Raw genomic sequence first — 13172 nt, 5'->3', positions numbered from 1 at the left:
CTATCAAAACAGGAGCATTCATCACCATGTCAGATCTTGAAAGCTTCCAGTGACTCGGGGGCAAAAAGCTCCTGCGGCGTGAGCAACCGCTTTGAAAGGCCCTGCTCAAACGAGTACCGCAAGAAGGTCTGCAGCGTGGCTTCGTTCTTTTCGAATCCGTAAGGCCAGAAGTCTTCACCCATCTCACGCTTGACCTGCTCGACGTGCGAAGTCAGCCAGGGCAGCATGACCTTAAGCGCCGCTGTTTCGTACAGGTCTTCATACGTGCGCCGCTGGGACTCCTCCAGCGCTTTCATCAGCGCGCGCGCCACCCAGCGGTTGGCTTCGTACACGTCGCGGCGAATCGCCACCGTATGCATGATGGGGAATATTTTCGTTTCCTTGAAGTAATTGCGTTCGACCTGTTCGTAGTCTTCAAAAAGGCGCTTGACCTTGCCGCCCCCCTTCAGAAAACTCGAAGGCATGCGCGCGGTGTAAAGCGCGTCGATCTCGCCGTCAAGCAGCATCTGCGCCAATGTCTGCCCGGGGCCAATGCGCTCGACCTTGATGTTGGGCGGCAAATCCAGCTTGATCTTTTCAGAGCGGCCGGGCTCTTCCTCGCCGCCGGTGAAGTAGGTCACGCTGTCGACAGGGACGCCATAGTGGTCGGACAGGATGCCGCGTATCCACACCGGTGCTGTCATCTGGTACTCGGGGTTGCCGACGCGCTTGCCTATCAAGTCCTTCGCCTCGCGAATGCCGGACCTGGCATTCACGTAGATGCAGGAATGGCGGAAAAATCGCGAGGGAAACACCGGAATCGCCACAAACGGCCGCGACTCGTTGAACAGGGACACGGTGTACGACGAGAGCGACATTTCAGCCGCATCAAATTCCTTGTGCCTGAGCATGCGAAAGAAGGTTTCCTCCACCGGCATGTTGAGATAGTTCAGGTCGATGCCGTCGGGCTGCACGCTCCCGTCCATCAAGGCGCGGGTGCGGTCATAGTTCCAGCAGCCGAAAGTCAGTTTCAGTTTTGACATGTCGCAGTGTGTTCCTTGAGAGATTTGATGGATTGAAGGTTTAGAGACGTTCACAAAACCCAGCGGAGCGGTCCTGGCTAGGCGCGTCGCCGCAGACAGTGCTACAGCACGGCAAGGCGGCGCAACAACGCCAGGAGGGTTTTGTGGGCGGCTCCTTATTCCGGCTTGATGCCGGAGGCCACGATGGCCTTGGCCAGGCGTTCGTTTTCACCGAGGATGGCCTTGTTGTATTCGGCAGGGCTGCTGCCGATGGGCTCGATGCCGGCGTTGTTCAGCGTGGTGATGACTTCCGGCATCCTGGCGATCTGGGCCATCTCGGCGCTGATGCGCTCTATCGCACTCGCCGGCGTGCCCGTAGCGGCCAGCACGCCCACGATGGGCGCGAAGTCAAACCCAGGAATGGTTTCCGCAATCGCCGGCACATTGGGCTCCTGGCTGGAGCGCTGGGCCGCATTGTTGGCCAGCAGCTTGACCTGCCCGCCTTTCACAAAACCGGCCAGGGACGGCAGCGCCGAGAACAACACGTCGACCTGTCCACCGATCAGCGCCGGAACCGACTGGCCCGTGCCCTTGAACGGCACATGCGTGATTTGCAGGCCGAGCGATGCCTTCAGCGCCTCCATGGTCAGATGGTGCGTGCTGCCAATGCCCGAAGAGCCGTAGTTCAAGGTTCCCGGTTTGGCCTTGGCGAGCGCGATGAACTCCTGAAATGTATTGACCTGTACTTTGGGATGAACCGCCAGGTACAGCGGCGCGCGAGCCGCGAGCGACACGGGCATGAAGTCACGTTTGAAGTCGTAACCCAGGCTTTTGTAGATGGCGGGGTTGATGGAGAACATCGAGCCGTCCGTCACCAGGAAGGTGTAGCCGTCTTTCGGGGCGGTGGCCAGCGCCTGCGCGGCCACCACCCCGTTGGCGCCCGGCCGGTTGTCGACCACCACCGACTGGCCGAGCTTGTCGCCCAGCCGCTGCGCAAAAATGCGGGCCACGGTGTCGGGCAGGCCGCCGGCCGCGTAGGGCACCACGAACTTGATGGGGCGATTGGGGTAGGCACCCTGGGCGGCGGCAAACATCGGCAGCAGGGTGCCGGCTGCCAGGATGGCGCTGGCCCCTAGAAGATGAAGAAGATGACGGCGCTGTTTCATGAAATGTCTCCTGATGATTTTTTAAAGTGTCATGGCGGAAAAGAAGCACAGAGGCAGAAAAAATGCCCTATGTGGCGCCCTAGGTGGAATAGGACGGTTCCAGCGCTGGCTCGCGGGAATCCCACACATAGGACGCCTGGTAGGCACGCCAGTCCGTCGTTTTCGGAACAATAGCCTGAAAAGCGACCACACTGGGCGGAATACGGAGCTCGCCTGTGCCGATGGCGGCTTCCCCCGCCTGGAACGCGCTCACCGCCTCCAGCATCTGCCTGCGAAACTCCACCACCGCCATGTCGCTGGCGCCCAGACGTTCATGCGTTCTGTCGGCAATCGGGCCCATGGTCACCCACATGGCGATGTCCTGATTGGGGAAACCGGTGATACCGGTGAAGTTACCGGCTTTCATGGCTTCGCGGTTCTGCCAGAAGTGGTTGGCACGATTGCGCAGTGGCTGGTATTTGTCGTCCAGGTCGGCGCCCAGCTGCTGGCCAAGGAATTTGCGCCAGGTGCCGGTGTCGGGCGTCTGCGACGGATGGCCCCAGGCAATGAAATAGAACGCGGTGTTGGTGTCGTCCATCGGCACGTTGATGTTGGCGACGTTGTACAGGTTGTTGGGCGGGATCAGTGCGGTGGCGGGCGCCACAAACACCGTCGAGCGAATGTAGTCGTTGGTTGCCGCGTTCTTGATGGGGCGGCGTATGGCCGCATAACGGAAACCGTAAGCACCGCGCTCCACCTGCATGCGCGGCGCCTTGTCGGTAGAGGGCCGCAGCCAGTTGGTATCCGTGGCCTCCGCGCCTTCCACGCGCGCCGGCACCATGTCTGAAGAATGCAGGCTGGAGCTGTGGGCCGAGTCGATCGCGCCTTCCAGGATTTGTGCCCAGTTGCAGGGAATCAGTGCCTTGGCAATCGTCACCCTCGTGTCGGCGGTGGGTGCCCAGGCCGGTGGCTCGAACTCGGGCTGGGTTTCTTTCGGGCCCATGTAGGCCCAGACAAAACCGCCCCACTCCTTCACCGGGTAGGCCAGATGCTTGACCTTTTGCGCCATGCCGCTAGCGGCGGGCTCGGAGACCATCTCCAGGACATTGCCCTCCACGTCCATCTTCCAGCCGTGATAGAGGCAGCGCAGGCCGCAATCTTCGTTGCGGCCAAACACCAACGACACACGACGGTGCGGGCAGTATTCGTCCATCACACCGACCCGGCCCTTGGTGTCGCGAAACACCACCAGGTCTTCACCCAGCACCCGTGCCTTGACGGGCGTGCCGTCGGGCTCACTGACTTCTTCGATCAGGCATACCGGCGTCCAGTGGCGGCGCATCAACTGGCCCATGGGAGCCTGGCCCTCCACGCGGCACAACAGATCATTTTCTTCAGCAGTCAACATCGCAAATATTCCTTCATTCAGTTGCAAGCACGGTGCCTGGCAACGACATCAAAAGCAGCTTGCAAATCCGGGGCAAGCCGATTATTCTTAGCACACTAAGAATATCGGGCTTTTGATATTTGTCAATAACCATGCGGAGACAACGATGAGCGTTAACCCTAGCGTCGCAGCAGGCAGCCCTGCCGCGGCCGCCATTGAGCCGGATTTTTTTAATCTGCGGGTGGTCCGGAAGGAAGCGGTTGCACAAGGCATTTACCTGTTCGAGTTGCGTCACCCGGACGGCGCGCCCCTGCCCGCCTTCACGCCCGGCTCGCACCTGACGGTTGAAGTGCCGAGCGGCGTGCGGCGCAACTATTCCCTGTGCAGCGACCCGGCTGACAACGGCTCCTGGCAGATCGCTGTCAAGCGTGATGAGCGCGGCCGTGGCGGATCCATCAGCATGGCGGACGACGTGCAAGCGGGGCAGTTGCTGCCAGTCAGCGCGCCGCGCAATAACTTCGAACTGGCAAGCCACGCCGCTGAGTCGATCTTCGTGGCGGGCGGTATCGGCATCACGCCGGTGCTATCGATGATGCGCTACCTCAAGCGCACGAACACCAGCTTCAAGCTCTACTACTGCACGCGCGATGCGGGCAGCACGGCGTTCATCCACGAGCTGCAATCCGAGTTTGCTGGCCAGGTGCAGATTCACCACGACAACGGCGACATCGACCAGGCGCTGGACCTGTGGCCGGTGTTTGAAAAGCCCACCGCCGCGCACATTTACTGCTGCGGCCCCAAAGGCCTGATGGACAGCGTGGCCGACATGTCGGGCCACTGGCCTTCGGGTTCGGTGCATTTTGAAAGCTTCGGCGTCGACGCCACGGTGTATGCCGATAACACGCCCTTTACCGTGCGGCTTCAAAAGAGCGGGAAGAGCGTCGAGGTTAGTGCAGAACAAACCATTCTGGAGGCCTTGCGCGCCACGGGCCTGCGCGTGGCCAGCTCTTGCGAAAGCGGCACCTGCGGCACCTGCAAGACCCGCCTGCTGGCAGGCGAGGCCGAGCACCGCGACATGGTGCTGACCGACGAGGAAAAGGCTGACCACATCATGGTCTGCGTCTCGCGGGCAAAATCGCCTGAACTGGTACTGGACTTATGACAAACCGCACACTGAAGATGGGCGTGGTGGGCCTGGGACGGGCGTTCACGCTCATGCTGCCCACCTTTGTGCATGACAGCCGCGTCACGCTGGTGGGCGCGACCGACCCGATTGCCCAGGCCCGGGCGCAGTTTGAAAAAGATTTCGGCGCGCCCAGCTACGAATCCATCGAAGCGCTGTGCGCCAATCCGGCCGTGGAAGTGCTCTACATCGCATCGCCCCACCAGTTCCATGCGGAGCACGTGCGCCTCGCCGCCTCCTTCGGTAAACATGTGCTGGTGGAAAAGCCGATGGCCCTGACGGTTGACGAATGCACCAGCATGATTGAAGCGGCCCGCAGCGCAGGCGTTCACCTCATCGTCGGCCACAGTCACAGCTTCAACACGCCGATACGGCGCACGCGCGAACTCATCGACAGCGGCCGCTGCGGCGCGGTGAAGATGATTCACGCCATGAACTACACCGACTTCCTCTACCGGCCGCGCAGGCCGGAGGAACTCGACACGGCAGCCGGTGGTGGCGTGATCCACAGCCAGGCCACGCACCAGATGGACATCGTCCGGTTGCTGGGCGGCGGGCTGGTGCGCAGCGTGCGGGCCCACAGCGGCGCCTGGGATACCGCTCGCCCCACTGAAGGCGCCTACAGCGCATTGATCGAATTTGAAGGCGGTGCGTTCGCCTCTGCCACCTACAGTGGCTATGGTCACTATGACTCGGATGAGCTGCTGGGCAACATCGGCGAAATGGGCCAGGCCAAAAACCCGAATGACTATGGCGCCGCCCGCAAACGGCTGCAGGTTGCGTCCACCCCCGCTGAAGAAGCCGCGCTGAAAGCGGCGCGCAACTACGGCGGCAGCCTGTACATGGCCGGCACCGCCCTGCCGCAAGGCCTGCAGCACCAGCACTTCGGCCAGTTCATTGTCAGCTGCGAAAAAGCGGATCTTCGCCCCGGTCCGGCAGGCATCGCCATCTACGCTGACGGCGAAAAAACCTTCGAACCCCTTCCAGCCCCGCCGGTTCCGCGCCAGGAGGTGATCGACGAGCTCTTTGCCGCAGTGGTGAACGGCGACTCACCGGTTCACAGCGGTGAATGGGCCCGGGCCACCACGGCGGTGTGCCTGGCGCTGCTGGAGTCTGCCCGCACCGGGCGGGATTGCCAGCCGGGGTATCAAGTGCGTCACAATGCCGGTTCATGACCAACGACACCCAAAACATCATCCGGCACTGGCGTGAAGCCGTTCCCAATGACCGCCTCGCGCACCTGATCCGTGATGCCTCACGGGCCTTTCACCGCGCGCTGCAGGTGCGGCTGGCAGAGCATGGTGTTCCCTTTGGTCACTGGACCTTCCTGCGCATTCTCTGGGAGTCGGACGGGCTGACGCAAAAGGAGCTCAGCGCGCGCGCAGGCGTGATGGAACCCACCACGTTCATTGCGATGAAGGCCATGGAGTCGCTGGGCTACATCGTGCGCAAGCAGCTGCCCACCAACAAGAAAAATATGTACGTGCACCTGAGCGACAAAGGCCGGGCGCTCAAGAAGCTGCTGGTGCCTTTGGCCGAAGAAACCAACAACGTCAGCATCGAAGGCATTGCACCCGAAGACATCAAAACCACGCGCGCGGTGCTGCTGGCGATGATTGAAAACCTCGCAAAAGACGAGCTGCTGCAAACACCACCCGCAACGAAGCGCAAAGCTGCCGCAAAACCGGCCGCCCAGGCCACCCAGTCACCCTCGGCCACGCGCAGCAAGCGTGGTAAAAAAGCCGCGTCCTGAACCCCGCGCGGCGTCCCTTCATGAAGCCATCGCTCCCGCACCCGTTTCGCCGGGTATAGTCTGCCCATGTACACGCCTTTTTCAAGCCATGCCACTGCGCCAGCCCTGCTGGCCGATGACATGCGCCTGACAGGCGGCTTTACCGCTCCCCCACCTGCCGCACCTCCGCGCAACGTGGTCGCTTCCGGCGCTTACCCGCCGGCCGCGCGCGTTCCCGGCTGAGTTCCAGCCGGTCCAGCTCTCCAGCCTCGTTTGATTCAGCCACTGGCGCAGCCGCGCCACGTGCGCTCGCTGGAGCTTGTCCTCTTTTCGGCAGGTAATTTCATGATTTCAAAAAACACGGCCTGGGCCACCTTCGGCCCGACTTCCCTTTTCGTCCTGATCTGGAGCAGCGGCGCGCTTTTCTCCAAACTCGGGCTGCAGCACGCCAGCCCTTTCGCCTTTCTGGGTTTACGGTTTGCCCTTGCGCTCAGCATTCTGCTGGCACTCGGGTTGGCCAGACGGCGTTGGCTGCCGGCGCCCGGCACGCGCCTGCGCGTCGCGCTGACGGGGCTTTTGATGATCGGCAGCTATTCCATCTGCCATTTGCTGGCGCTGGACCACGGCCTCACGCCCGGCGTACTGGCCACCGTGCTGGGCGTGCAGCCCATCCTGACGCTGGCACTGACGGAGCGCCAGGCCTTTTCGCGGCGGCGGCTGGCAGGCCTTGGCCTGGCCCTGGGCGGACTGGTGCTGGTGGTGTATGAAAGCATTGCGCGTGCGCACTTCACCACCACCGGGATGCTGTTTGCTTTTGGCGCTTTGGCTTGCATGACAGTGGGCGCCATCCTGCAAAAGTCAGTCAGGCAAGCGCCGCGCGAAGTGCTGCCGCTGCAGCTGGCCTGCAGCCTGTTGCTGTGCCTGCTCTTTGCGCCGTTTCAGCCGATGTCTGTTGATCTGGGCACCGGCTTCTGGGTGGCACTGGTGTGGATGGGGGTTGTCATGTCGGTGGTAGCCACACTGCTGCTGTACCGCCTGATTCACGCGAGCAATCTGGTCAACGTCACCAGCCTGTTCTATCTGGTGCCTGCAGGCACGGCTGCCCTCGACTACCTGGTGCTGGGCAACCGCCTGGCGCCCTGGAGCCTGGCGGGCATGCTGGCGATCCTGCTGGGCCTGGTGCAGGTCTTCCGCAACCCTGTGCAGCCGTTAGCCGCACGCTGAAAGTTGCCGGGCGGCAGTGCAAAACCACCGCCCGGCTGCAGATCAAATCAGCTGGACACCCGTCTTGGCCTGCAAGACCTCGCGGGTGACGCCGGGTGCAAGCTCCACCAGCTTGAGGCCTTCGGGCACCACGTCCATCACGGCGAGGTCTGTGATGATGCGGTCCACCACGCCCACGCCCGTCAACGGCAGCGTGCATTTCGGCAGTATCTTCATGTCTTCGGTGCCGTCTTTCTTTTTGGCAACGTGCTCCATCAGGACGATCACGCGCTTGACGCCGGCCACCAGGTCCATCGCGCCGCCCATGCCCTTGACCATCTTGCCCGGGATCATCCAGTTGGCAAGGTCGCCTTTTTCGCTGACCTGCATGGCGCCCAGAATCGACAAATTGATCTTGCCGCCGCGAATCATCGCGAAGCTTTCATGGCTGCCAAAGATGGATGAGCCCTTGATCGTCGTCACGGTCTGTTTGCCGGCGTTGATCAGGTCGGCGTCCACCTGGTCTTCGGTCGGAAACGGGCCAATGCCCAGCATGCCGTTTTCCGACTGCAGCCACACTTCCTTGTCACCCGTGAAGTTGGCCACCAGCGTCGGGATGCCGATGCCGAGGTTCACATAGAAACCGTCTTCGAGTTCCTGGGCGGCGCGTGCCGCCATTTGGTCTTGGGTCCAGGGCATATCAAACTCCCGCTTTCTCGGTGATGGTTCGCTTTTCGATGCGCTTTTCGGGGTTCGCATTGAGCACAATGCGATGCACATAAATACCGGGCAGATGGATGTCGTCCGGCGCCAGCTCGCCGACCTCAACGATCTTCTCCACCTCGACAATGCAAATCTTGCCGGCCATTGCGGCGGCCGGGTTGAAATTGCGGGCCGTGAGGTTAAAGCGCAGGTTGCCGGACTTGTCGGCCGTGTGCGCCTTGACCAGCGACACATCAGGCACCAGTGAACGTTCCATCACATAGGTCTCGCCGTCAAACTCGCGCAGCTCCTTGCCGTCTGCCACTTGCGTGCCCACGCCGGTCTTGGTGAAGAAGGCCGGAATGCCGGCACCGCCTGCGCGCAGCTTTTCTGCCAGCGTGCCTTGCGGCGTGAAGTCCAGCTCCAGCTCGCCCGCCAGGTACTGGCGCTCAAACTCCTTGTTCTCGCCGACGTAGCTCGAAATCATTTTTTTGATCTGCCGCGTTTCCAGCAGCTTGCCCAGGCCGAAGCCGTCAACACCGGCGTTGTTGGAAATCACGGTGAGGTTCTTCACCTGGCTGTCGCGCAGGGCTTCGATCAGCGCCTCGGGGATACCGCACAGGCCGAAACCGCCAACGGCCATCAGCTGGCCGTCCTTGACGACGCCCTTGAGGGCTTCTGCGGCGGAAGGGAAAAGTTTTTTCACAAATAATCTCCTTGTGTCGTGACGCTGGCAGGTGCCATCAGCAATCCATTACGATACTACTTATCAAGTTAGGTAGTTTTCCGTAAAGGTAAGTACTGTGGAAGTCGATTACCAACTCGCATTCGATCTGGCACCGGTGGGACTGGTGCTGTCCCGCAACCGCTCCATTGTGGACTGCAACCAGCATTTGTGCGAGATGTTTGGCGCCACGCGCGAACAGCTCGCCGGCCAGTCATTCATGATTCTTTATCCCAGTGCGGACGAGTACGAGCGCATAGGCGCACGCATGATTCCCATCCTGAACGCCAAGGGCCTGTATTCCGACGACCGCATCATGAAGCGCGTGGACGGCCGCAACAAAGGTGAAACCTTCTGGTGCCACGTCACGGGGCGGGCACTCAACCGCAGCGCACCGCACGAAGCCGGCATCTGGACTTTCGAGGACCTGAGTTCGCGCCGCCCCGTCACGGCCGAGCTCACCGCGCGTGAACGTGAAGTGGCCGCGCACCTGATGGACGGCATGACCTCCAAGGAAATCGGCCGCGCGCTGGTGATCAGCCACCGCACCGTCGAAATTTACCGCGCCCGCCTGATGCGAAAGTACAAGGCGTCCACCACGGCCGACCTGGTACACCGGCTCATGGCCGGCTCGTGAACGGACCATTTTCAATTTTTTAATTTGCTACGTTTTATATAGCGCCTTGCGCTCGTCCACAAAGGGATGGGGTGGCTTTCCGCTTAAACCATTGGCGTGTTGATGCCGGCGAGCGTCGGTGGATCCGCCTCATTCCCCAGCTGGTCAAACGGCAACTCCTGCTTCACCAGAATCACCGTACAGGGCGCCGCCATGGCGACCTTGATCGGCACCGTCGCCAGCAGGCGCTGCATCTGCAGGCCATGCGTCGCAGCGCCCATCACGATCATGCTGACATGATTGCCCTGGGCATAGTGCAGCAGTGCCTGCGCAACATCGCCCGATTCGATGACGTGGAAAGACACCGTCTGGCTGCTCAGGTGCAAAGGCTGAGCCCACTGGCGAAGCATGCCCAGGTAGCGCCGGTGCACGGTGGTTTCACTCGTCTGAGTGTCGTGGCCCGGGGTTGCCGCAGGATCAATCACCGTCACGCAGGCCAGCCGTGCGCGTGGTGTCGTGCCCAGCACCCGCATCACGGCGCGCCGCAATGAATACAGCGTGGCGTCGCTCACGTCCAGGCAAGGCACGGCCACCAGGATGATGGGCGCCGCATCAATTTGCCGGGAAGGCAGCGGGCTGGGTTGGTAATCTTTGCCCGCTGCGCGCAACCACCGCTTGAAATGCATCCAGAAGCCCGTGGGTTGCAGGCGCTGGCCCAGCCTCGTCACGGCGATCTGCGCTGGGTCAGAGAGATCCAGCGCCAGGTGTGCAGCCGACGCATAACGCCGGTCAGCTTCGTTCTGCAGGCAGTGCAGGATCACTTCCTGCAGCCATTCGGGCAGGTCGGGCCGCAGCGTGCGCGGCGGCACCGGGTCCATCCACAGGCGCTGCCGCAGGCCGCCGCGGGTCTGCGGGCCGCCAAAAGGCAGCGCCCGTGTGGCCAGTTCGTACAACATCACGCCGATGGCAAAGATGTCGCTGCGCGGATCGCCACGCACGCCCACCACCTGTTCGGGCGCCATCCAGGTGGGGGAACCAACGGCGGGGCGCAGCTCTTCGGCCAGCAGGTCCGGGTAATGCGCATGGCAGGATAAACCGAAGTCGAGCAGCACGGCATTGCCACCGGGGCGTATCAGCACGTTCGCCGGTTTCAGGTCCAGGTGGCAGGCATCCTGCAGATGCAGGCTGTGCACCGCCTGGGCCACTGCCACACCCAGCCGGGCAATTTCTTCCGCGGGCAGCGGCGCTGCGGCCTCGTCCAGCAGTTGTTGCAGGGTGCGGCCGGGGATGTATTCCATCACCAGGTAGGGCAGTTTTTCGAGGTCTCCCGCAGCCACCAGCCGCGGCACATGCGGCCCGGTCAGCACGGAAAGCAGCTGCAGCTCGACCTCAAAACCCACAATGTTTTCCGCGCCGTCGCCGGGCGTCATGCGCGGCACCTTCATCACCAACGGAAAAGGTACGGCGTGCGTTGCGTCGGCATACCCCACCTGGTAGATGTGCGCCATGCCGCCGGCATGCAGGCATTCGCCAACCACAAATCCATCTACCACGGTGCCGGGTGCCATCAACCTCACAGGCCCGCCTCCAGCCGCTGCGCAAAGTATGCGGGCAGGCCGGCAGCGCGCACATCGGCTGCGGCAGCCAGGTGGTCATAAGCCACGCGGTGGAAAGTCAGCTCGGCCAGCTCCGGGTCAAACAGTGCATACATGGCTTTGGTATTGCCGTCGCGCGGCTGGCCCACCGAACCCACGGTGGCGAGCCAGTAACGGTGCGCCGGCACCGGAATGAGCACGCCCGGGGTAGGCTGAAAGCGCATCAGCCCCTGCCCCGCACCGTGGAAATACAGCGTCTGCTGGTGTACGTGACCGCAAAACACATAGCGCACGTCCGGATCGAGCGATGCAGCATCAAGGCTGGCCTCCGCGCGGCGTTCGTTGTCCACATAGTGCCAGCGCCCCGGCGAGTCGGCACTGGCGTGTACCAGCAGCGCGGTGCCAATGGTGGCCGTCAGTGGCAGTCTCTCCAGGAAGTCCAGCGCATCCTTGTCCAGCCGTTCGTGCGTCCAGGCTGCGCCGCTCTGGTCGAGCGAGCGGGCCTGTACGGGCGGTGTCACGGTGTGCTGGTCATGGTTGCCCCTGAGCACGACGGCGCCCTCCCCAGCCAGGTCGCGAATCCGTTGCACCACCTCGGCCGGCTGCGCGCCATAGCCCACCAGGTCTCCCAGTATGGCCAGACGGCCGGCGCCCTGCTCTGCAGCGTGGGCAAGGCAGGCCTCCAGCGCACGCAGGTTGGCATGCACATCGGACAGCAGGGCTATTTTCATAAGGTGAGGCGCAGTTTTATTTCACAGCAGCCAATCCCAGGCAGCTGATGTCCTGTCATTCGGGAGCAGGACATTACAGTTTGCCGTAAAAGGAAGAGGCCGTGGCTGTTTTTATCCGCGTCAGCGCAACTGCCATGCGCCAATGACCAAGATGGCGGCCATTGGCATGCTACTGAATTAATAGCTGCTTGCGCCCGCCCTGACTGGGCTGCAGGCCAAAATCACCTTTATCATCGCCTGCTTTATCGCTGTTGATCCCATCATGCATATCCGCCCTTACCAGGATTCAGACCTCGCCGCAGTCGCCCAGCTGTTCACCGATGCGGTTCATGGCCTGGCGGGAAGCCACTACAACGCCGCGCAGCGCGAGGCCTGGGCGCCCCGCCCACCCGATCTGGGCCCATGGAAAGCGCGGCTCAGGCCATTACAAATTTTGCTGGCGCAAGACGCGGAAGGCGGCGGTCTGCTGGGCTTTATTGCCTACGAAAAAAATGGCCATATTGACCTCCTGTTTACGTCGCCCGCTGCCGCGCGCCGCGGTGTGGCTTCGAAGCTTTATGGCCATGCCGAAACTGCGCTGCGCGGTCTCGGCATCGTGGAGCTTTTTACCGAGGCCAGCCTGGTGAGCCGGCCATTTTTCGAGCGCCAGGGATTCGCGGTGAGGGAAGAGCAATGCGTTGAACGGCGCGGGGCCATGCTCCGCCGCTTTGCGATGGCCAAAACCGTCCCCCTGGGCGACCAGGGTTAGTCAACGGTTCAGATGGCGTCCGGCTCGTGCCGGATGGTCTCACGCGTGCGGTGGTGGTCGCGCAATTTTCCCAGCGTGTGGTCAAGCACCCGTTTGAGCTTGTCGCTTGCGCCGCGAAAGGCTTCGTCCTGGCTGGGCGCGTGGTGGTTGACGGCCAGTGGCTCATGATGCGCCAGCCGCGCCTCCATCACGCAGCGTTTCTGGTCGGGGCTGATCTTGTCGCTGTTTTCATCGCTCATATGAACCTCAATGCGCGTGATGTCACCCTTGAAGCGGCTCAGTGAGGTGTTGAGTTCGGTGCTGGCCCAGCGCTCGAACGATTCGCCGGTGTGCATGGTGTGATTGGAATTGACTTGGACTTGCATGGGTATTGTTTTCCTTTCAGGACGGTTGCAGCGAAGAGGC

The 13172-nt window shown here is 62.1% G+C and carries 15 protein-coding genes; 7 read left to right on the top strand and 8 right to left on the bottom strand.

All coding sequences use genetic code 11. The annotated features are described in order from the left end of the window. Nucleotides 1-29: 29 nt before the first annotated feature. The 3 genes from ACXJKE_RS08675 to ACXJKE_RS08665 all read right to left on the bottom strand — a co-directional run bounded on the left by ACXJKE_RS08675 (nucleotide 30) and on the right by ACXJKE_RS08665 (nucleotide 3554). On the bottom strand, nucleotides 30-1022 hold the full coding sequence (locus tag ACXJKE_RS08675; RefSeq protein ID WP_457280187.1) for an ABC transporter substrate-binding protein: 993 nt from the start codon (nucleotides 1020-1022) through the stop codon (nucleotides 30-32). A 155-nt stretch (nucleotides 1023-1177) separates the two neighbouring features. Beyond that, nucleotides 1178-2167 carry a Bug family tripartite tricarboxylate transporter substrate binding protein gene (locus tag ACXJKE_RS08670; protein WP_457280186.1) on the bottom strand — a complete coding sequence of 330 codons (990 nt, stop codon included), beginning with the start codon at nucleotides 2165-2167 and terminating at the stop codon, nucleotides 1178-1180. Nucleotides 2168-2246: 79 nt separating this feature from the next. Then, the gene (locus ACXJKE_RS08665; protein WP_457280185.1) at nucleotides 2247-3554 is read right to left on the bottom strand and encodes a Rieske 2Fe-2S domain-containing protein; all 1308 of its coding nucleotides are present in this window, start codon (nucleotides 3552-3554) and stop codon (nucleotides 2247-2249) included. 145 nt (nucleotides 3555-3699) lie between these two features. Here ACXJKE_RS08665 and ACXJKE_RS08660 point away from each other — a divergent pair, with 145 nt between their 5' ends. From ACXJKE_RS08660 to ACXJKE_RS08640, 5 genes are all read left to right on the top strand, one after another. Next, complete coding sequence (locus ACXJKE_RS08660) at nucleotides 3700-4695, top strand: PDR/VanB family oxidoreductase (RefSeq protein WP_457280184.1); 996 nt, start codon at nucleotides 3700-3702, stop codon at nucleotides 4693-4695. Next, nucleotides 4692-5891: a Gfo/Idh/MocA family protein gene (locus ACXJKE_RS08655; RefSeq protein WP_457280183.1), complete on the top strand. Its 1200-nt coding sequence runs from the start codon at nucleotides 4692-4694 to the stop codon at nucleotides 5889-5891. Before ACXJKE_RS08660 ends, ACXJKE_RS08655 begins: the two co-directional genes overlap by 4 nt. Then, the gene (locus ACXJKE_RS08650; RefSeq protein ID WP_457280182.1) at nucleotides 5888-6469 is read left to right on the top strand and encodes a MarR family winged helix-turn-helix transcriptional regulator; all 582 of its coding nucleotides are present in this window, start codon (nucleotides 5888-5890) and stop codon (nucleotides 6467-6469) included. Before ACXJKE_RS08655 ends, ACXJKE_RS08650 begins: the two co-directional genes overlap by 4 nt. Nucleotides 6470-6535: 66 nt before the next feature. Further along, a complete protein-coding gene (locus tag ACXJKE_RS08645; RefSeq protein WP_457280181.1) occupies nucleotides 6536-6691 on the top strand; it encodes a hypothetical protein in 156 nt (51 codons plus the stop codon). Nucleotides 6692-6793: 102 nt separating this feature from the next. Then, complete coding sequence (locus ACXJKE_RS08640) at nucleotides 6794-7672, top strand: DMT family transporter (RefSeq protein WP_457280180.1); 879 nt, start codon at nucleotides 6794-6796, stop codon at nucleotides 7670-7672. A gap of 42 nt (nucleotides 7673-7714) precedes the next feature. Here ACXJKE_RS08640 and ACXJKE_RS08635 read toward each other — a convergent pair whose 3' ends face one another. Together ACXJKE_RS08635 and ACXJKE_RS08630 are read right to left on the bottom strand one after the other, a co-directional pair. Next, on the bottom strand, nucleotides 7715-8350 hold the full coding sequence (locus ACXJKE_RS08635) for a 3-oxoacid CoA-transferase subunit B (RefSeq protein WP_457280179.1): 636 nt from the start codon (nucleotides 8348-8350) through the stop codon (nucleotides 7715-7717). Between the two features lies 1 nt (nucleotide 8351). Continuing rightward, nucleotides 8352-9059: a CoA transferase subunit A gene (locus tag ACXJKE_RS08630; RefSeq protein ID WP_457280178.1), complete on the bottom strand. Its 708-nt coding sequence runs from the start codon at nucleotides 9057-9059 to the stop codon at nucleotides 8352-8354. A 97-nt stretch (nucleotides 9060-9156) separates the two neighbouring features. Between ACXJKE_RS08630 and ACXJKE_RS08625 the strand changes: the two genes are divergently transcribed. Further along, nucleotides 9157-9714, top strand: coding sequence for a LuxR C-terminal-related transcriptional regulator (locus ACXJKE_RS08625; protein WP_457280177.1), 558 nt, complete (start codon nucleotides 9157-9159; stop codon nucleotides 9712-9714). Nucleotides 9715-9797: 83 nt separating this feature from the next. Here the strand turns inward: ACXJKE_RS08625 and ACXJKE_RS08620 are convergent, their stop codons facing one another. Both ACXJKE_RS08620 and ACXJKE_RS08615 read right to left on the bottom strand, forming a co-directional pair. Further along, entirely contained in the window at nucleotides 9798-11270 is a 1473-nt protein-coding gene (locus tag ACXJKE_RS08620; RefSeq protein WP_457280176.1) for a protein kinase domain-containing protein, read from the bottom strand. Beyond that, entirely contained in the window at nucleotides 11267-12019 is a 753-nt protein-coding gene (locus ACXJKE_RS08615) for a metallophosphoesterase family protein (protein ID WP_457280175.1), read from the bottom strand. The genes ACXJKE_RS08620 and ACXJKE_RS08615 overlap by 4 nt, the downstream gene beginning before the upstream one ends. Nucleotides 12020-12281: 262 nt before the next feature. On the opposite strand from ACXJKE_RS08615, the gene ACXJKE_RS08610 reads away from it, so the two are divergent. After that, nucleotides 12282-12767, top strand: coding sequence for a GNAT family N-acetyltransferase (locus tag ACXJKE_RS08610; RefSeq protein ID WP_457280174.1), 486 nt, complete (start codon nucleotides 12282-12284; stop codon nucleotides 12765-12767). Nucleotides 12768-12775: 8 nt separating this feature from the next. Here ACXJKE_RS08610 and ACXJKE_RS08605 read toward each other — a convergent pair whose 3' ends face one another. Then, the gene (locus ACXJKE_RS08605) at nucleotides 12776-13132 is read right to left on the bottom strand and encodes an HPF/RaiA family ribosome-associated protein (RefSeq protein ID WP_457280173.1); all 357 of its coding nucleotides are present in this window, start codon (nucleotides 13130-13132) and stop codon (nucleotides 12776-12778) included. Nucleotides 13133-13172 lie beyond the last annotated feature (40 nt).

Source organism: Polaromonas sp. P5_D5, assembly GCF_054049435.1.
This window is presented reverse-complemented; position numbering and strand designations above follow the sequence as displayed.

Bases quoted from the DNA above. Each gene is read 5' to 3' on its own strand.
- ACXJKE_RS08660 (WP_457280184.1), top strand. From the start codon at position 3,700: ATGAGCGTTAACCCTAGCGTCGCAGCAGGCAGCCCTGCCGCGGCCGCC.
- ACXJKE_RS08610 (WP_457280174.1), top strand. From the start codon at position 12,282: ATGCATATCCGCCCTTACCAGGATTCAGACCTCGCCGCAGTCGCCCAG.
- ACXJKE_RS08635 (WP_457280179.1), bottom strand. From the start codon at position 8,350: ATGCCCTGGACCCAAGACCAAATGGCGGCACGCGCCGCCCAGGAACTC.
- ACXJKE_RS08675 (WP_457280187.1), bottom strand. From the start codon at position 1,022: ATGTCAAAACTGAAACTGACTTTCGGCTGCTGGAACTATGACCGCACC.
- ACXJKE_RS08670 (WP_457280186.1), bottom strand. From the start codon at position 2,167: ATGAAACAGCGCCGTCATCTTCTTCATCTTCTAGGGGCCAGCGCCATC.
- ACXJKE_RS08640 (WP_457280180.1), top strand. From the start codon at position 6,794: ATGATTTCAAAAAACACGGCCTGGGCCACCTTCGGCCCGACTTCCCTT.
- ACXJKE_RS08650 (WP_457280182.1), top strand. From the start codon at position 5,888: ATGACCAACGACACCCAAAACATCATCCGGCACTGGCGTGAAGCCGTT.
- ACXJKE_RS08615 (WP_457280175.1), bottom strand. From the start codon at position 12,019: ATGAAAATAGCCCTGCTGTCCGATGTGCATGCCAACCTGCGTGCGCTG.
- ACXJKE_RS08645 (WP_457280181.1), top strand. From the start codon at position 6,536: ATGTACACGCCTTTTTCAAGCCATGCCACTGCGCCAGCCCTGCTGGCC.
- ACXJKE_RS08655 (WP_457280183.1), top strand. From the start codon at position 4,692: ATGACAAACCGCACACTGAAGATGGGCGTGGTGGGCCTGGGACGGGCG.
- ACXJKE_RS08605 (WP_457280173.1), bottom strand. From the start codon at position 13,132: ATGCAAGTCCAAGTCAATTCCAATCACACCATGCACACCGGCGAATCG.
- ACXJKE_RS08665 (WP_457280185.1), bottom strand. From the start codon at position 3,554: ATGTTGACTGCTGAAGAAAATGATCTGTTGTGCCGCGTGGAGGGCCAG.